This window comes from Erwinia artemisiae, from assembly GCF_051400835.1.
Taxonomy (GTDB): Bacteria; Pseudomonadota; Gammaproteobacteria; order Enterobacterales; family Enterobacteriaceae; genus Erwinia; species Erwinia aeris.
Genome location: NZ_JBLFFM010000002.1, coordinates 47764 through 63830, shown reverse-complemented (window position 1 = coordinate 63830; position 16067 = coordinate 47764). Strand labels below are relative to the sequence as shown.

General features: G+C 56.2%; 20 protein-coding genes. 8 read left to right on the top strand and 12 right to left on the bottom strand.

Features of this window, described 5'->3' with window-relative positions; all coding sequences use genetic code 11:
* Positions 1 to 24 precede the first annotated feature (24 nt).
* The gene (locus tag ACMGEE_RS04875) at positions 25 to 1119 is read right to left on the bottom strand and encodes an NADH:flavin oxidoreductase/NADH oxidase (protein ID WP_253454620.1); all 1095 of its coding nucleotides are present in this window, start codon (positions 1117 to 1119) and stop codon (positions 25 to 27) included.
* A gap of 212 nt (positions 1120 to 1331) precedes the next feature.
* On the opposite strand from ACMGEE_RS04875, the gene trhO reads away from it, so the two are divergent.
* The gene (trhO, locus tag ACMGEE_RS04870; RefSeq protein WP_253454619.1) at positions 1332 to 2384 is read left to right on the top strand and encodes an oxygen-dependent tRNA uridine(34) hydroxylase TrhO; all 1053 of its coding nucleotides are present in this window, start codon (positions 1332 to 1334) and stop codon (positions 2382 to 2384) included.
* A 7-nt stretch (positions 2385 to 2391) separates the two neighbouring features.
* On the opposite strand, the gene ACMGEE_RS04865 is transcribed toward trhO, so the two are convergent.
* The gene (locus tag ACMGEE_RS04865; protein WP_436829759.1) at positions 2392 to 2799 is read right to left on the bottom strand and encodes a hypothetical protein; all 408 of its coding nucleotides are present in this window, start codon (positions 2797 to 2799) and stop codon (positions 2392 to 2394) included.
* Between the two features lie 43 nt (positions 2800 to 2842).
* Here ACMGEE_RS04865 and proP point away from each other — a divergent pair, with 43 nt between their 5' ends.
* Positions 2843 to 4309 (top strand): glycine betaine/L-proline transporter ProP, encoded by a 1467-nt coding sequence (proP, locus tag ACMGEE_RS04860; RefSeq protein WP_301252705.1) that lies wholly within the window; start codon positions 2843 to 2845, stop codon positions 4307 to 4309.
* 81 nt (positions 4310 to 4390) lie between these two features.
* Here the strand turns inward: proP and solA are convergent, their stop codons facing one another.
* From solA to grxB, 7 genes are all read right to left on the bottom strand, one after another.
* The gene (solA, locus tag ACMGEE_RS04855; protein WP_436829758.1) at positions 4391 to 5497 is read right to left on the bottom strand and encodes an N-methyl-L-tryptophan oxidase; all 1107 of its coding nucleotides are present in this window, start codon (positions 5495 to 5497) and stop codon (positions 4391 to 4393) included.
* A 123-nt stretch (positions 5498 to 5620) separates the two neighbouring features.
* Positions 5621 to 5875: a biofilm formation regulator BssS gene (gene bssS, locus ACMGEE_RS04850; protein WP_125290802.1), complete on the bottom strand. Its 255-nt coding sequence runs from the start codon at positions 5873 to 5875 to the stop codon at positions 5621 to 5623.
* Between the two features lie 239 nt (positions 5876 to 6114).
* The gene (locus tag ACMGEE_RS04845; RefSeq protein WP_253454615.1) at positions 6115 to 6360 is read right to left on the bottom strand and encodes a hypothetical protein; all 246 of its coding nucleotides are present in this window, start codon (positions 6358 to 6360) and stop codon (positions 6115 to 6117) included.
* Between the two features lie 140 nt (positions 6361 to 6500).
* Positions 6501 to 6746 (bottom strand): DNA damage-inducible protein I, encoded by a 246-nt coding sequence (gene dinI, locus ACMGEE_RS04840; RefSeq protein ID WP_125290800.1) that lies wholly within the window; start codon positions 6744 to 6746, stop codon positions 6501 to 6503.
* 68 nt (positions 6747 to 6814) lie between these two features.
* Positions 6815 to 7861: a dihydroorotase gene (pyrC, locus tag ACMGEE_RS04835; protein ID WP_436829757.1), complete on the bottom strand. Its 1047-nt coding sequence runs from the start codon at positions 7859 to 7861 to the stop codon at positions 6815 to 6817.
* Positions 7862 to 8062: 201 nt separating this feature from the next.
* Positions 8063 to 8626 (bottom strand): lipoprotein, encoded by a 564-nt coding sequence (locus tag ACMGEE_RS04830; protein ID WP_301252709.1) that lies wholly within the window; start codon positions 8624 to 8626, stop codon positions 8063 to 8065.
* 141 nt (positions 8627 to 8767) lie between these two features.
* Complete coding sequence (gene grxB / locus ACMGEE_RS04825; protein WP_253454612.1) at positions 8768 to 9415, bottom strand: glutaredoxin 2; 648 nt, start codon at positions 9413 to 9415, stop codon at positions 8768 to 8770.
* 258 nt (positions 9416 to 9673) lie between these two features.
* Here grxB and rimJ point away from each other — a divergent pair, with 258 nt between their 5' ends.
* The 4 genes from rimJ (at position 9674) to murJ (ending at position 13491) form a co-directional block, all read left to right on the top strand.
* Positions 9674 to 10270 carry a ribosomal protein S5-alanine N-acetyltransferase gene (rimJ, locus tag ACMGEE_RS04820; RefSeq protein ID WP_125290796.1) on the top strand — a complete coding sequence of 199 codons (597 nt, stop codon included), beginning with the start codon at positions 9674 to 9676 and terminating at the stop codon, positions 10268 to 10270.
* Entirely contained in the window at positions 10270 to 10911 is a 642-nt protein-coding gene (locus ACMGEE_RS04815; protein WP_253454611.1) for a DUF480 domain-containing protein, read from the top strand. The genes rimJ and ACMGEE_RS04815 overlap by 1 nt, the downstream gene beginning before the upstream one ends.
* Position 10912: 1 nt before the next feature.
* Positions 10913 to 11830 (top strand): Gfo/Idh/MocA family protein, encoded by a 918-nt coding sequence (locus ACMGEE_RS04810; protein WP_253454610.1) that lies wholly within the window; start codon positions 10913 to 10915, stop codon positions 11828 to 11830.
* A 122-nt stretch (positions 11831 to 11952) separates the two neighbouring features.
* Positions 11953 to 13491 carry a murein biosynthesis integral membrane protein MurJ gene (gene murJ / locus ACMGEE_RS04805; protein ID WP_253454609.1) on the top strand — a complete coding sequence of 513 codons (1539 nt, stop codon included), beginning with the start codon at positions 11953 to 11955 and terminating at the stop codon, positions 13489 to 13491.
* Positions 13492 to 13578: 87 nt separating this feature from the next.
* Here the strand turns inward: murJ and flgN are convergent, their stop codons facing one another.
* From flgN to flgA, 3 genes are all read right to left on the bottom strand, one after another.
* Complete coding sequence (gene flgN / locus ACMGEE_RS04800; protein ID WP_125290792.1) at positions 13579 to 14010, bottom strand: flagellar export chaperone FlgN; 432 nt, start codon at positions 14008 to 14010, stop codon at positions 13579 to 13581.
* An 8-nt stretch (positions 14011 to 14018) separates the two neighbouring features.
* A complete protein-coding gene (gene flgM, locus ACMGEE_RS04795; protein ID WP_125290791.1) occupies positions 14019 to 14312 on the bottom strand; it encodes a flagellar biosynthesis anti-sigma factor FlgM in 294 nt (97 codons plus the stop codon).
* A 102-nt stretch (positions 14313 to 14414) separates the two neighbouring features.
* The gene (gene flgA / locus ACMGEE_RS04790) at positions 14415 to 15080 is read right to left on the bottom strand and encodes a flagellar basal body P-ring formation chaperone FlgA (protein WP_253454608.1); all 666 of its coding nucleotides are present in this window, start codon (positions 15078 to 15080) and stop codon (positions 14415 to 14417) included.
* A gap of 155 nt (positions 15081 to 15235) precedes the next feature.
* Between flgA and flgB the strand changes: the two genes are divergently transcribed.
* On the top strand, positions 15236 to 15649 hold the full coding sequence (gene flgB, locus ACMGEE_RS04785; RefSeq protein ID WP_125290789.1) for a flagellar basal body rod protein FlgB: 414 nt from the start codon (positions 15236 to 15238) through the stop codon (positions 15647 to 15649).
* A 3-nt stretch (positions 15650 to 15652) separates the two neighbouring features.
* A complete protein-coding gene (flgC, locus tag ACMGEE_RS04780) occupies positions 15653 to 16057 on the top strand; it encodes a flagellar basal body rod protein FlgC (protein ID WP_253454607.1) in 405 nt (134 codons plus the stop codon).
* The last annotated feature ends 10 nt before the right edge of the window (positions 16058 to 16067 follow it).

The following is a 16067-nucleotide window of genomic DNA, read 5'->3' as shown; positions in this document are numbered from 1 at the left end:
CGGGCGCGCGCTGGTTAACAGGGACTACGAATTAAACAGCCCTTTGACTTCATGGGGTTCGCAACGCCAGTATTGCTCTGGCGCGTCCACCTTCGCACCCAGCTCGGCGGCGGCATGCCACGGCCAGCGCGGGTTATAAAGCATACCGCGAGCCAGCGCGACCATATCCGCTTCGCCTTCCACCAGCACCGCTTCCGCCTGGCGCGGTTCGGTAATCAGCCCGACCGCAATCACCGGGATGGCGACTTCTTTTTTAATCGCCGCAGCGAAAGGCACCTGATAGTTCGGGCCGACGGTGATTTTCTGCTGCGGTGCCAGGCCGCCGCTGGACACGTGGATATAGGCACAGCCTTCCGCCTCCAGCGCTTTGCTCAGCGCGATGGACTGCGCCAGATCCCAGCCGCCGTCTACCCAGTCGGTAGCGGAAATACGCACGCCAACCGGCTTGTCTGCCGGGAATACGCGACGCACCTCGCGGAACACTTCCAGCGTCAGGCGCATACGATTTTCCAGCGAGCCGCCGTACTGGTCTTCGCGCTTGTTGGAAAGCGGAGACAGGAACTGATGCAGCAGATAGCCATGCGCGGCGTGAACTTCCACCAGATCCAGACCAAGGCGATCGGCACGAACAGCGCTGTCGACGAAGGCCTGTTTGATCTCTTCAATACGTTCGAGCGTGAGCGCAACCGGCGCGTTATCGTCATCGCTGAAAGGCACCGCAGAAGGCGCGGAGGTCTGCCAACCGCCCTGTTCCGGCTGCAGGAAACCGCCGCCGCGCCATGGCACATCGGTAGAGGCTTTGCGGCCGGCATGGGCCAGCTGGATACCAATCGGCATCGTGGAATAGCTGCGTACATCCTGCAGCACGCTGCCCAGCGCCTGTTCGGTTTCGTCATCCCACAGGCCTAAATCCTGCGGCGTAATGCGGCCGGCGGCTTCAATGGCCGCCGCTTCGACAATCAGCAGGCCGGCGCCGGAGAGCGCCAGATGACCCAGATGAATGCGGTGCCAGGCGGTGGCTTTGCCGTGCTCGGCGGAGTACTGGCACATCGGTGCGATGGCGATACGGTTCTTAAGCGTTAACTTGCCCAGCTCGATTGGGGTAAATAGCTGACTCATGCAATATCTCCGTAAAAAATTAAGTCGGAACAGGCTAACTATAGGCGGATTTTTTTGTGATGTTGGTCCGGATATGCTTTTCCACCTGTTGCAAGGCTCTAACTTTCCTGAGACGAATTTTTTACGCTGCGGCCCGATTTTGGTTTGCTTCTGGCGCTATTCAGGTATGATATCGCCCGCAAAATTTCTCAAAAGTCGCAGGAACGTACACCATGCCAGTGTTACATAACCTTGTTTCTAATGAAGAGCTGAAAGCGCGGATGCTGGCCGAGACCGAGCCGCGTACCACAGTCTCTTTTTACAAGTATTTCACCATTACCGATCCCAAAGCGTTTCGTGACGCGCTCTATATCGCCTTAACCAAACTGAAAGTGTTTGGTCGCGTTTACGTCGCCGCAGAAGGGATCAATGCGCAAATCAGCGTGCCGGCCAGCAATTATGAAGCGATGAAGACGATGCTTTACGCTTTCGACCCGGCGCTGGATAACCTGCGAATGAATATAGCGCTCGACGATGACGGAAAATCGTTCTGGGTGCTGCGTCTGAAAGTGCGCGAGCGCATCGTTGCTGACGGCATCGCAGACGAAACCTTCGATGCCAGCGACGTCGGCGGCTACCTGAAAGCGGGCGAGGTCAACGCCATGCTGGACGATCCGGATGCGGTCTTTGTCGATATGCGCAACCACTACGAGTATGAAGTCGGGCACTTTGACAACGCGCTGGAAATCCCGGCGGATACCTTCCGCGACCAGCTGCCGATGGCCGTGGATATGCTGCAGGACAGCAAAGATAAAAAAATCGTGATGTACTGCACCGGCGGGATCCGCTGTGAAAAGGCGAGCGCCTGGATGCGGCACAACGGTTTTGAGAACGTCTATCACATTGAAGGCGGCATTATCGAATACGCGCGTCGCGCACGCGAGCAGGGGCTGCCGGTACGCTTCAAGGGCAAAAACTTTGTTTTTGATGAGCGCATGGGCGAACGTATTTCCGATGATGTTATTGCGCATTGCCATCAGTGCGGCACGGCCTGCGATACGCACGTTAACTGCAAAAACGACGGCTGCCATCTGCTGTTTATTCAGTGCGCCAGCTGTGCGGAAAAGTATCACGACTGCTGTAGCCCAATCTGTATGGAAGAGCTGGCGCTGGCGCCGGAAGAACAGCGGGCGCGTCGCGCCGGTCGGGAAAACGGCAATAAAATTTTCAACAAGTCGCGCGGCTTGCTGAATATGACGCTAAAAATCCCAACGCCCGATAACTGAGTGACCGTCAGACAGCATTCAGGGCCGGTTTTACCGGCCTTTTTTGCTCTTTCAGCCGGTAACGGCGGCAATTCCCCGTTTTCTCACTTTTTTGCTCCGCTAACATTGCGCTAACGTTTTGTCGTCTGCACATAGTTACAACATACTGAAAGCCCGTAAAGAATGTCAATCTGAGCAGCCAGTAGCGCATCAGCACGGCTTTTTCAGGCAGGGCGTCCTGCTGCCTTCCGGCTCCCCAACGCGATACGCACAGTATTAAAATGGCTATTACAGCGATTTCTGTCACAAACTTGATAAAAAGAAGACTGTCGTATAGAGTAAATTCCCGTAAAGAAACGTTTTTAAGCGCCGTACTTTTAATCTTCGCTGCTTTATAGCTTTCATTCCCTTCTTTCTCTACAGGCTCCACCGGCAACGAAAGCTATGATGCTGCCAGTCATTCTCATTAAGGGGACTGCATGAGCACGCACTCAGAAAACAGACATAAAAAGCACTTCTGGCAGAAAAAACAGAAAGAACTCACCGTAGACGATATCACCATCGTGGATAACGACATGCTGAAGCGTGCCGTAGGCGCAGCCGCGCTCGGTAACGCGATGGAATGGTTCGACTTCGGCGTCTACAGCTATCTGGCCGTGACTATTGGTAAGGTCTTCTTCCCCGGCGGCAGTTCGGCGGCCCAGCTGCTTGCCGCCTTTGGTGCCTTTGCGGCAGCCTTTGTGGTGCGTCCTATCGGTGGGCTGGTGTTCGGGCCGCTGGGCGATAAAGTTGGACGGCAGAAAGTGCTGGCCGTCACCATGATTATGATGGCTATCGGTACCTTCTGTATCGGCCTGATCCCCAGCTATGACAGCATCGGTATTCTTGCGCCAATTCTGCTGCTGGTCGCTCGCCTGGTGCAGGGCTTCTCCACCGGCGGTGAATATGGCGGCGCGGCGACTTTTATCGCCGAATACTCTACCGATAACCGTCGCGGCTTTATGGGTAGCTTCCTGGAGTTCGGCACGTTAGGCGGCTATCTGCTCGGCGCAGGGCTGGTCACCGGCCTGACGGCGGCGATGCCGGAGGCGACGCTACTGGACTGGGGCTGGCGTATTCCGTTCTTTATCGCCGCGCCGCTGGGGCTGTTTGGTCTTTATGTCCGTCTGAAGCTGGAAGAAACTCCGGCGTTCCAGAAGCATATGGAAAAGCAGGACGCGCTGGAACACAGCAAGCCACGTCTGACGCTGCTGCAAATGCTGAGCAAATATCGCGCCCAGATGCTGAAATGTATTGGCCTGGTGCTGCTGTTTAACGTCTCCAACTACATGCTGACCTCCTATATGCCAAGCTACCTGACCGGTATCCTCGGCCTGAGCGAGATGAGCAGCCTGCTGCTGATCCTGGTGGTGATGTTTGTGATGATGCCGCTGACGCTGTTTTCCGGGCACTGGAACGATCGCCTGGGCCGTCGTCCGGTTATTTTAAGCGGCGCTATCGGCCTGATTGTGCTGGCTATCCCAAGCATGATGCTGATTGGTTCCGGTAATATGTGGCTGGTGTTTGCCGGGCTGATCATCCTTGGCGTGCTGCACACCTGCTTTAGCGGCTCGATGCCGGCCACGCTGCCTGCGCTGTTTGCCACGGATATTCGCTATAGCGCGCTGGCGATCGGCTTTAACCTGTCCGTTTCGCTGTTTGGCGGCACCACGCCGCTGATTACTACCTGGCTGGTGGAAACGACGCATAACCTGATGATGCCGGCTTACTATCTGATGGGCGCTGGCGCAATCGGCGTGATCACCGTCTTTACCATGCGTGAAACGGCACGTAAGCCGCTGACCGGTTCAGCGCCTGCGGTTGGCAGCGAAGCGGAAGCGCACAAGCTGGTGAAAAAACTCCGTCTGCGTCAGCAAAAGAAAGATGCGGCGGCGTCGGTTAAATAATATTTCTCGCCGTTATCAGATGACGGCTGGAAATAATTAGCGTTATGGAAAGGCGGCATTTAACGATGCCGCCTTTTTTATTTATAAGCGGGAAAGTGAGAAGGGCGTTAAATCAAATTCTGCGGTTTTTCCCTGAGCAAATTGCGCGGCGATTTCACCCAATACCGTGGCGAATTTAAATCCGTGTCCGCTTAGCCCGCTAATAATCAACCTGTCTGCTCCCAGCGTATCGATAATAAAATCTTCGTCCGCCGTATTATCGTAGGTACAGGCTTCACCACGCAGGCAAACGCCTACACCAGGTAAAAACTGCCGTAAAAATCCGAAGAGTTCGCTGCCGTCTTCAGCAACGGCGCCAAAAGGCTTACGTTGTTCCGGCGCGCTAATCGGCTGACCGCCGTTGTGCTTGCCGATTTTGATCGCGTTGTTTTCAGCAGGAAATCCATAAAAATGGGTGCCGTCCGGCATTTCCACGGCAAACGCGGGAAACTTATTATTTTCACTGTAGCGGCCGTCCGCCTGATGCCAGGCAAAGACTTTTCTGACAGGGGTGACAGGCAGTTCCGGCAGCAGCGTTTTGATCCAGGTTCCGGCGCTCAGCAGCAGCTTTTTGCCCCGGAAGGCGCCTTCCGGGGTCTGGACGACTTGCAGGCCGTCACGCTCCTCCAGCCCGGTGACCGCGCAGTTAAACAGCTGCGCGCAGCCCGCTTCTTTGCACAGGCGGATCAGGTGACGAATAGCCAGTTCGGATTTCAGATAGCCGGACTGCTGCTCGTAAATCCCCGTATAGTTTTCAGGGACGGCCAGCTGCGGCCAGCGCCGCATGGCATCTTCACCGCTGAAGATCTCCACCGGCAGGCTATAGGTTTCGGCGCTCTGCCGCACGTTGCGGATAAATTCGGAACGATCAGGCGCAAGATTCAGCACGCCGCTGCGCTGCATAATTCGCTCGCCGCACTGCTGCTCCAGCTCGTCCCACAGCTGCTGAGCGCGCAATACCATCGGCACGTAGCGGGCGCCTTCGCCGTAAGCGTGGCGAATTAAACGCGTGTCTCCATGATGGCTGCCTTCGCGATGGGGCGGATGCGCCCGATCGATCATCAGGACATTCAGTCCCGCCTGGGTGGCGTACCAGCCGGCCGCTGCACCTACCGAGCCGCTGCCCACCACAATTAAGTCATAAACCATCAGTACCTGGCTCCATCGGTTATACAGGCAGGCAGAATAGCAAAATGCGGCTGGAATGAAAAAAAATGCGGCAGAAATGAAAAAGGCACCCATTTGGGTGCCTTCAGGCCAACGCGGACGAAATTAGTGCTTTTTGTAGTCGCGATCCTGATATTCAGTAGCTTCTATCTTCGCTATGCCAGCTTCGAGAATGGAGATAAATTGTCTGGCAACATCGGTGGTCAGCCAGTAGGTCTGGCCCACTTCAGCTTCATCGTCTGGCTGTTCATTTGATGAAAGTGAATGCAGACGGATCATCATAGCATCGTAGCTGTCTACGGTACTGATATCCCACCCAACGAGGGGATGTGTCTGGATAACCTCTTTGTTTCTGTCCATTATAACCCCCTTATTACTCGTGTTAACAATGACAACGAAGTGATTTATCGAGGTTCAATGCGGCTTTTTTTCATAGAACAGGAAAATTATAACAGAAATTCCAATGTTCGCAGAATGAAATGTCGATCTGAGCCGATTGCCTTTAATTGTTACGGGATTGCGTACGCAGAAACTAAGAGCGGGTGCTCCCGATATAATAAATATCGGCAGCGAAATAACAATACTTGAGTAAATATTATTCACCCGGCTCGTTTGGCTAACTCATCGGCCAGCGCGGCGAAGTGCTGCCGCTTATTTTCATCATAATCTGAACGGGTCGCTTCCAGACGAAGCTTGTCGACCAGCCGCAGCGCGGCCTGTTCATCCAGGCACAAAGAGAGAGAGGAGAAAGCAACTTCCAGCACGCTCAGGCGGCGCTGTTGATCGGCGATCAGCGCCAGCAGCTCGCCAAACGTCATCGCTTCTTCAGGATTTTCAACATTCATGGCAGACCTCTTAGCCAGCGGCAGCAACGCATATTTGGTCACTCTACTATAGCCAGATTCCGTCAGGAGCAAAGAGGGGAGAAAAGAAAAAAGCCGGACGGCGAAGCCCGGCAAAAAACGGAAAGACCACGGGACGTCGATCAGTCGGTGATAAACCAGTCGTCGGCGCTTTCCCAGGTTTCCTGCAGGATATCGGTAATCTGGTCTTTTGCCTCTTTACCGCCGCCCATCACCGTCAGATTATTGGCTGCGGCGTAGCGTACCGAAACGCTGTGGGCGGATTCAGGAAATTGTTTGTCGATTCGCTTGCTCAGCTCGGCGCTCAGCGCATCGATGGCGCCAGCGGGCAGCGAGGTGGTTCTTGCTACAGTGACTTCAATACGCATAAAAGCCTCCGATGAATTCACTGTGAATATATACAGTAAGATCGGCGGAAGCAATCATTTTGTCTGAATTACAGCTCGACGCGCCAGTTCAGCGTTTCGCCAGCCAGGAACGGCACCAGCGTGTCTTCGCCCAGCGTGACGCTCTCCGGCACCGTCCACGGCTGACGCACCAGCTTCAGCGTGCCTTCATTCAGCGGCAGGCCGTAGAAGCGCGGGCCGTTCTCGGAACAGAACGCGGCGAAATGCGCCAGCGCGCCCAGCTCTTCAAACACGGTGGCGTAGGCGGGCAGGGAAGAAGGGGCATTAAAGACGCCTGCACAGCCGCAGCTGGCCTCCTTACGATGACGCAGGTGCGGCGCGGTGTCCGTTCCCAAAAAGAAGCGTTCGTGGCCGCTGGCGACCACTTTGCGCAGTGCTTCCTGATGCACGTTGCGCTTCAGGATGGGCAGACAGTAAAGATGCGGACGCACGCCGCCCACCAGCATATGGTTACGGTTGAACATCAGGTGCTGCGGGGTGATGGTGGCACCAAGCAGATGATTGCCTTCCTGCACGTACTCAGCGGCCTCTTTGGTGGTGATATGCTCAAAAACCACTTTCAGCGCCGGATAGCGGTTGCGCAACGGCTCCATCACGGTTTCGATAAAGCGTGCCTCGCGATCGAAAATATCGATCTGCGCATCGGTCACTTCGCCGTGGATCAACAGCGGCATGCCGATTTTCTGCATCCGCTCCAGCACGGTGGCGATGGCATCGATATTGGTCACGCCGTGGCTGGAATTGGTGGTCGCATGGGCGGGATAAAGTTTGGCAGCGGTAAACACGCCTTCGCTAAAGCCTTTCTCGACCTCGTCCGCAGCCAGCGAATCGGTCAGATAACAGGTCATCAGCGGCGTAAAACGGTGGCCTTCCGGCACGGCGGCCAGGATGCGATCGCGATAGGCCACGGCGGCGGCTACGCTAACAATCGGCGGCACCAGATTAGGCATAACGATTGCCCGACCGTTGACCTCGCTGGTGAAGGGCAGCACGGTTTTCAGCATCTCATCGTCTCGCAGATGGATATGCCAGTCGTCAGGGCGGCGGATAATAAGTTGCTGAGGGTGTGCAGTCATGAACAGGCTCCGGCAGAAGTGAAATCGTATGGCGCGATTTGGCCGGGTATCAAGGATAAAGGGAAAGCCAAACGTTTGCACCTGCTTTATGAGGGCGGCAGCGAAATGGGCCAGGGTTTCCCATAGCGTTTGCACCTGCTTTATGAAGGCGGCGGAGAAATAAATCAGGGTTTCCCGCAGCAGTCGGGAAACCCTGAGGTGTTAATCAGTAAATGGGATCACCAGCTCGCCAGGCTTCACTACCAGACCTTTAGCGAAACGCTTCGCCATCGACTCCGCCTTGCTGCGATCGGTGCTGAGCAGGTAAGCCGGCTTCTGATTGAAATACTCTTTCAGCGACTGATTCAGGTAGGGCGTCAGCGTATTCAGCACGCCCTGCATTTTCGCGGGCTGCGCCTGGACGTCGGTCAGCTGCATATCTTTCAGGAAGATTGCCCCCTTTTCCTTATCGAAAACAGGCTGCGCCTTCATGGTCAGCAGCATTTCCGCGTGCTGTGGGCCGAACAGCGAGCTGATGTCCACGGTAGCTTTACCGGTCAGCGTGACTTTGTCCGCCTCTTCGCGCCCGATTTTGCTGTTGAGATCGGTCAGGACAATATGGGCATCGATCAGCCCGGCCACGCCAATCTGCTTTTCATAATTATTATGCTTTTGCAGCGCCTGGTTTACTTCCTGCTCGCTGACGGAATATTGAGTCAGCTTGTTGCAGCCCGCCAGGCTCAGCGCCAGCATCAGGGCCATCGCGCCCCGCATAAGATTGTTCATAGTGCTCCTCGTCACGTTATGACGTCAGTTACCCCTTCTGACGCGCAGCGATAGCTTGCCCGACAAATGACAAAGAGTCACCCGGCTGGTGGGAAAAGTTGTGACGAAATAAGGCGGGGCCGTGAAAACGGCCCCGGAAGATCAGGCAGCCACGGAAGAAAGCAGATTGATCTGCGTCTGTTTCGCCATATTGTCGCGATAGTCAGCCACGCGGCTGGGATAGTCGACGCCCGCTACCAGGGTCAGGGAACGCAGCACCGGGAAAAGGTGGATATCATCCAGCGACAGCTCGCCGTTCACCGCGTTGGGCTTCACAATCAGCTTGTCGAGCTTGCGCAGATCGTCATTGATATTTTTAATAAAGCCTGCGGAATGCTGCCTCAGCTCGTCAAAGCTGCCGACGCTGGCTTCTTTTTTCTCCGTGAAGTAGCGGCGCGCTTCGGGCGTGGCGAACTCGGCAAAGGATGCCGTGGCGATGCGAGGCAGCAGCAGCTTGTTCAGATAGCTGTTAACGTGACGCAGCCAGTCGCTGATCGCGGGATTAGGACGGCCCGTCAGCAGCGGCTCGCCGTCGCTTTTATCAACAAAGGCGACGATATCCAGGCTTTCCGGCATGCAGCTGCCGTCTTCTTTCATCAGGATCGGCGCCATTTTTTGTCCGATCAGCTTCTTCGGCGTTTCTTCATCGTCATTCAGCATCACCACCAGTTCGACCGGCAGGTTTTTCAGGCCAAAGATCATGCGTGCCTTTACGCAGAACGGACAGTGTTCGTAAATAAACAGTTTCAAAAGTGCCTCCTTACAGCGATAAAGGTAACGGCAAATACCATTAACCTTCTTAATGTATGCAGGGAGTATGGAAGAGAACGGCTGACAGGGCAAACCGGTGCGCCAGCTATCGTGCGTTTCAGCCGTTTCCGCCATTCACAACGGGAATATTTCCCGGCATTATTTTACCCGACTGCAATCAGGCGGTTATAGTAAAAAGACGTGCCGTCGACGCAACGCGGCGCTTTTATTTATGATCGGCTGAATTCAGGAGAGAAGATGTTTGGCTATCGTTCCGCAGCCCCTAAAGTGCGCCTGACTACCGACAGGCTGGTCGTGCGCCTGGTACACGAGAGAGACGCCTGGCGTCTGGCGGATTACTATGCGGAAAACCGGGCATTTCTTAAGCCCTGGGAGCCGATTCGGGATGAAAGCCACTGCTATCCTTCCGGCTGGCAGGCGCGGCTGGGGCTGATCACCGATATGCATAAGCAGGGCAACGCCTACTATTTTGCGGTGATGGATCCGGACGAAAACGAAGTGCGCGGCGTGGCCAACTTCAGTAACGTGGTGCGCGGCTCGTTTCACGCCTGCTATCTGGGCTATTCGCTGGGGCAGAAATGGCAGGGACAGGGCATGATGTTCGAGGCGCTCCAGTCGGCTATTCGTTATATGCAGCGCCAGCAACATATGCACAGAATTATGGCGAACTACATGCCGCATAATCAGCGCAGCGGCAACTTACTGGCCCGGCTCGGCTTTGAAAAAGAGGGCTATGCCAAAGACTATCTGCTGATAGACGGACGCTGGCAGGATCACGTGCTGACCGCGCTGACCGCCAGAGAATGGACACCCGAACGACGTGGACCTCTTTGATGAAAATTCTTCTTTCGCCCGTTGAGGCGCGCATTATTGGCTGCCTGCTGGAAAAGCAGGTGACGACGCCCGATCAGTATCCCATGTCGTTGAACGGCGTGGTCACGGCCTGTAACCAGAAATCGAACCGCGAACCCGTGATGACGCTGGCTGAAACCGGCGTGCAGGATGCGCTGGACATGCTGGCGAAAAAGCATTTGGTTACCTCGTTTAGCGGATCCGGCCAGAGAGTGGTGAAATATGAGCACCGCTTCTGCAACAGCGAGTTCGGCCAGCTCAAATTTTCTGCCGCAGAGCTGGCGCTGGTGGCTACTTTGCTGCTGCGCGGCCCGCAAACGCCGGGCGAACTGCGCACGCGCAGCGCACGGCTGCATGAATTTGCCGATATGGCTGAGCTTGAGCGGACGCTGGAAAATCTTGCCGCGCGCGAGGACGGCCCCTTTGTCGTCCGGCTGGCGCGTGAGCCAGGCAAGCGGGAAAGCCGCTATATGCACCTGTTCAGCGGCGAGGTGGATGAGGCCGCATTGCCCGCCTCTTCAGACGCACCAGAAAGCGGCGATTTGACAGAAAGAGTGGCGGAACTCGAGCGCCAGATGGCGGAAATGCAGCGGCAGCTGGCTCAATTGCTGAAAGGATCCTGATATGACGTTGCGTATAGGTATGGTGGGGCTGGGCAATATTGCGCAGAAAGCCTGGCTTCCGGTGCTGGCTGACGCGCAGGGCTGGCGGCTGGCGGGCGCGTTTTCCCCTAATCAGCAGAAGGCCCGCCCGATTTGCGACAGCTGGCGTATTCCTCTTTATGCCACGCTGGATGGATTGATTAACGACTGTGACGCGATCTTTGTGCATACCTCAACCGCCACGCACTTCAGCATCGTTAAACAGCTGCTGCTGGCGGGCAAGGATGTCTGCGTCGATAAACCGCTGGCGGCAACGCTTGCCGAAGCCGAACAGCTGGTGGCGCTGGCGCAGCAGCGTGGCCGCAAGCTGATGGTGGCGTTCAACCGCCGCTTTGCGCCTCGCTATCTGCAGCTAAAAGCGCTGGGCGGTCTGGCCTCGCTGCGCATGGACAAACACCGCAGCGACAGCGTCGGCCCGCGCGATCTCTTTTTTACGCTGCTGGACGATTATCTGCACGTCGTGGATACCGCGCTGTGGCTCGGTGGCGGCGGGGCGACACTGCAAAGCGGTACGCTGCTGACCAATGACGACGGCGAAATGCTCTATGCCGAGCACCATTTTCAGGTCGACAAGCTGCAAATCACCACCAGTATGCACCGTCGGGCGGGCACCCAGCGCGAATCGGTGATGGCGATAGCGGACGGCAGCGTCTGGCAGGTTGACGATATGCGGGAGCTACGGCAGGAAACGGCCGGTCGCCTCGTTATCGATCCCGTTCCAGGCTGGCAGAGCACGCTGGAGCAGCGTGGGTTTGCTGGCGCGGCGCGCCATTTTATCGACTGCGCGCAAAATCAGACTATGCCGCAAACCTCCGGCGAGCAGGCGCTGGCGGCGCAGCGCGTCATTGAAAAGCTCTGGCGCGACAGCGACAGGGAATAATGCTGTAACAATAGGATGTGGTTATTTCACGGCATATCAGTAGACTATGCCAGCTTTCGCGCCGTCTGAAGCGGCCGGATGATAACCGTGGCGCGCCACCTCCTTTAAAAGAATCGAAGATCATGAACCTGTTGAAATCCCTGGCAGCGGTCAGCTCGATGACCCTGTTTTCTCGCGTGCTGGGCTTTGCGCGCGATGCCATCGTGGCAAGAGTGTTCGGCGCGGGAATGGCAACCGACGCCTTCTTTGTCGCCTTTAAACTGCCGAACCTGCTGCGCCGCATCTTTGCCGAAGGCGCCTTTTCTCAGGCCTTTGTGCCGATCCTCGCGGAGTACAAAAGCAAGCAGGGCGAGGAGGCGACGCGGGTGTTTATCGCCTACGTCTCGGGGCTGTTAACGCTGGCGCTGGCGATTATTACCGTGGCCGGGATGTTTGCCGCGCCCTGGGTGATTTTAGTGACCGCGCCCGGCTTTGCCGATACGGCCGACAAGTTTGCGCTGACTTCAGCGCTGCTGCGCGTCACCTTTCCCTATATCATGCTGATTTCGCTGGCCTCGCTGACGGGCGCGATCCTGAATACCTGGAACCGCTTTTCCGTGCCGGCCTTTGCGCCGACGCTGCTGAACATCAGCATGATCGGCTTTGCGCTGTTCGCGGCCCCGCATTTCCACCCGCCGGTGATGGCGCTGGCCTGGGCCGTGGTGGTCGGCGGCGTCTTACAGCTGGGCTATCAGCTGCCGCATTTAAAGAAAATTGGCATGCTGGTGCTGCCGCGCCTTAACCTGAAGGATGCGGGCGTCTGGCGGGTGATGCGCCAGATGGGGCCAGCGATCCTGGGCGTGTCCGTCAGCCAGATTTCCTTGATTATCAACACTATTTTCGCTTCATTTCTGGTTTCCGGTTCCGTTTCCTGGATGTACTACGCCGACCGCCTGATGGAGTTTCCTTCCGGGGTGCTGGGCGTGGCGCTGGGCACCATTTTGCTGCCCTCGCTGGCCAAAAGCTTCGCCAGCAATAATCACGATGAATATAACCGTCTGATGGACTGGGGACTGCGTCTCTGCTTCGTGCTGGCGCTGCCAAGCGCGGTTGCACTGGGGATCCTCGCTAAGCCGCTGACCGTCGCGCTGTTTCAGTATGGGAAATTCTCCGCGTTTGACGCGGCCATGACCCAGCGCGCGCTGGTCGCCTATTCGGTCGGACTGATGGGGCTGATCGTGGTGAAAATCCTGGCACCGGGCTTTTATTCGCGGCAGGACATCAAAACGCCGGTCAAAATCGCCATCGTGACGCTGATTATGACGCAGGTAATGAACCTGGCCTTTATCGGCCCGCTGAAACATGCCGGTTTGTCGCTGTCGATTGGTCTGGCGGCCTGTCTGAACGCCGCGCTGCTTTACTGGCAGCTGCGCAAACAGAAAATATTTCTGCCACAGCCTGGCTGGTTCAGCTTTTTGCTGCGTTTGGTTATCGCGGTTATCGCTATGGCGGCCGCGCTGGCAGGGATGATGTGGGTCATGCCGGAATGGGCGCAGGGCAATATGCTGATGCGTTTGCTGCGTCTGGCGGCGGTCTGCGCCGTTGGCGGCGGCGTCTACTTTGCGGTGCTGGCGCTGCTGGGATTCCGCGTTAAGGATTTCGCCCGCACTACGGCCATATAAAGCAAAACCCCGTTGCAAAACGGGGTTTTTAGCTTCTGCACTCACTAAAACGCAAACCCCGGCGCAGGCCGGGGTAGTGACGGCGCTTTATACCTTACGGCTGATAAAGCCGCTTGAAGTTGCCTGGCCGTTCGGGCCATAAAACTTCTGGGTCTGATAGGGCTTTAATACCTCAATCGCCTTTTCCGTAAAGGTGATTTGATGGTTAAGCAACATCCCGTTATGCAAATTAGTATCGCGCAGTTTTACCGTCTGCTCCTGTAGCGCAGCCCAGCGACGAGCCATTTCCGGCTGACCGCTGTAGGGCGCGTGGAAGCCCGCTTCTTTCTCCGCATCGCGGCGCAGCTGCTCAAGGAAATTGAGCGTGGCCAGCAGCGAACTTTTATCTTCCGTAATACGTTGCAGCAGGCTGCTGTTGATCTGACCGCTCGAGAGCTGTTGTTGCTCTGCCGCCATTACGTCAGACAGACTTTTCAGGACTTCCAGCATTTTATCGAGCGCGTTCAACAGTTTAGTCATTTACCTGATTAACCTTTTAAAGAGTCTTTGGCTTGCTGGATCAGGGCGTCGGCGATTTTGCCGGTGTCCATTTTCAGTTCGCCGTTACGGATGGCGGTCTTCAGCTGCTCAACGCGCGCGGTATTAATATCCTGCGAGCTGGATTTGGTCAGCTGTGACTGTGCGCCGCTCAGTACCACTTGGGTACCTGATTCGGTTGTTTTTGTCTCTACCTTCTGCGCCTTCGGCGTAGCCATTTCAGGAAGATCGCGAGGCTGCACGGTACTGGCCGGCTTCATAGGTTGAGTTCTGTCAATGCTCATAATCTGGCTCCAGTTTGCTCAGGCAAATAGCGGCCTGAATTGCTCAAGTGTATTACGTCTGTTATTTACACTATCGGCAGAGATGAAGCCATCTTTAACGCTTTACAACGATATAAGAATATTCCCATCGGAGCCGACTTTCCCGCTCACAATCTGCCCTGAATTCATGCGTACTCTGACCGGCTGCGCCGCCGTGGCGTTGTTCATGGCGCGGCCCTCGCTGGCGACGTTAAAACCGTCTCCGCTGGCGATAACATTGACGTTGTCGCCGGCCTTCACGCGCCACGGCTGGCGCACCATCATCATCGTCAGCGGCTGGCCGGGCACGATGTCCCGCAGCGCGACAGCGTCGGCCACGTCGGCCATATTGATCACCGCACGCGCCGGCAGCGTATCCAGACGGCCATGCACCACTTTTAAATCGTCCGCGGTCAGCGCGGTACCGCGCACGACCTGGCGAGCCGCCACCAGATAATCGCCTTCAACCTGCACCTGTACCTGTAGATAGCGCCGGTTCTGGCCACAGTTGGCGGCCACGCTCATGTTGCCCCACATCCGGCTATTGCCCGGTAAGGAAAATTGCGGTGCATCACAGGCGGGCCACTGCCCCTGCGGCGTTTTCACTACCACGCTCAGGGTATCGGCACCCTGGCCGGTTTCCCCATAGCGGGCTTTAAAAAATTGATTGAGCTGGGCCGTCAGGTCGGCGGCGCTGGCGCTAACCGTTGCCAGACTCAGACTCATCAGGAAGAGAGTCAACACACGCATATTTTTCATCCTCGCTGCAACATGGCGACGATTCTACGCACGGGGCCGCAAAGTCAAGGCGCAAATTAACGACGCTTTTTAGCGCTATTCTGCCGATCGGATTAATCCTAACCCGCTTATTCTCTCCCCACTGAATTTTCAATTGCGGAGGAAACATGCTCGACAAACTCGACGCAGCCCTACGGTTTAACACTGAAGCACTTAACCTGCGTGCACAGCGGCAGGAAATCCTGGCATCCAATATCGCTAACGCGGACACGCCAGGCTATCAGGCGCGCGATATCGATTTCGCCAGCCAGCTGAGCAAAGTGATGGAGCAGGGGCGAGCGCAGGGAACGGGCATGTCGCTGGCGGTCACCTCGTCACGCCATATTGCTGCGCAGTCTTCTGCACCGGCATCGATGGATCTGATGTACCGCGTGCCGTCCCAGCCCTCGCTGGATGGCAACACGGTGGATATGGACCGCGAACGTACCGAATTTGCCGATAACAGCCTGAAGTATCAAACGGATCTGACTCTTATCAGCGGCCAGATCAAAGGCATGATGTCCGTATTACAGGGGCAATAATAAATGGCTTTACTGAACATTTTTAATATCGCCGGATCGGCAATGGCTGCCCAGTCGCAGCGTCTGAACGTCAGCGCCAGTAACCTGGCCAACGCCGACAGCGTAACCGGGCCGGACGGTCAGCCTTACGTGGCGAAGCAGGTGGTTTTCCAGACCGATGCGGCGCCAGGCGCAGCGACCGGCGGCGTACGCGTCGCGCAGGTAGTGGACGATCCTACGCCAGCGAAGCTGGTTTACGAACCGGGCAACCCAATGGCCGACGCGAAAGGTTACGTCAAGATGCCAAACGTGGACGTGGTCGGGGAAACGGTTAACACCATGTCGGCGTCGCGCAGTTACCAGGCCAACGTTGAAGTGCTGAACACCGTTAAACAAATGATGATGAAAACCCTGACGATGGGTCAATAAGGAACAGACA

Coding starts and splice junctions, on each gene's coding strand:
- ACMGEE_RS04875 (WP_253454620.1), bottom strand. CDS start 1,119: ATGAGTCAGCTATTTACCCCAATCGAGCTGGGCAAGTTAACGCTTAAG.
- trhO (WP_253454619.1), top strand. CDS start 1,332: ATGCCAGTGTTACATAACCTTGTTTCTAATGAAGAGCTGAAAGCGCGG.
- proP (WP_301252705.1), top strand. CDS start 2,843: ATGAGCACGCACTCAGAAAACAGACATAAAAAGCACTTCTGGCAGAAA.
- solA (WP_436829758.1), bottom strand. CDS start 5,497: ATGGTTTATGACTTAATTGTGGTGGGCAGCGGCTCGGTAGGTGCAGCG.
- bssS (WP_125290802.1), bottom strand. CDS start 5,875: ATGGACAGAAACAAAGAGGTTATCCAGACACATCCCCTCGTTGGGTGG.
- ACMGEE_RS04845 (WP_253454615.1), bottom strand. CDS start 6,360: ATGAATGTTGAAAATCCTGAAGAAGCGATGACGTTTGGCGAGCTGCTG.
- dinI (WP_125290800.1), bottom strand. CDS start 6,746: ATGCGTATTGAAGTCACTGTAGCAAGAACCACCTCGCTGCCCGCTGGC.
- pyrC (WP_436829757.1), bottom strand. CDS start 7,861: ATGACTGCACACCCTCAGCAACTTATTATCCGCCGCCCTGACGACTGG.
- ACMGEE_RS04830 (WP_301252709.1), bottom strand. CDS start 8,626: ATGAACAATCTTATGCGGGGCGCGATGGCCCTGATGCTGGCGCTGAGC.
- rimJ (WP_125290796.1), top strand. CDS start 9,674: ATGTTTGGCTATCGTTCCGCAGCCCCTAAAGTGCGCCTGACTACCGAC.
- ACMGEE_RS04815 (WP_253454611.1), top strand. CDS start 10,270: ATGAAAATTCTTCTTTCGCCCGTTGAGGCGCGCATTATTGGCTGCCTG.
- ACMGEE_RS04810 (WP_253454610.1), top strand. CDS start 10,913: ATGACGTTGCGTATAGGTATGGTGGGGCTGGGCAATATTGCGCAGAAA.
- murJ (WP_253454609.1), top strand. CDS start 11,953: ATGAACCTGTTGAAATCCCTGGCAGCGGTCAGCTCGATGACCCTGTTT.
- flgN (WP_125290792.1), bottom strand. CDS start 14,010: ATGACTAAACTGTTGAACGCGCTCGATAAAATGCTGGAAGTCCTGAAA.
- flgM (WP_125290791.1), bottom strand. CDS start 14,312: ATGAGCATTGACAGAACTCAACCTATGAAGCCGGCCAGTACCGTGCAG.
- flgA (WP_253454608.1), bottom strand. CDS start 15,080: ATGCGTGTGTTGACTCTCTTCCTGATGAGTCTGAGTCTGGCAACGGTT.
- flgB (WP_125290789.1), top strand. CDS start 15,236: ATGCTCGACAAACTCGACGCAGCCCTACGGTTTAACACTGAAGCACTT.
- flgC (WP_253454607.1), top strand. CDS start 15,653: ATGGCTTTACTGAACATTTTTAATATCGCCGGATCGGCAATGGCTGCC.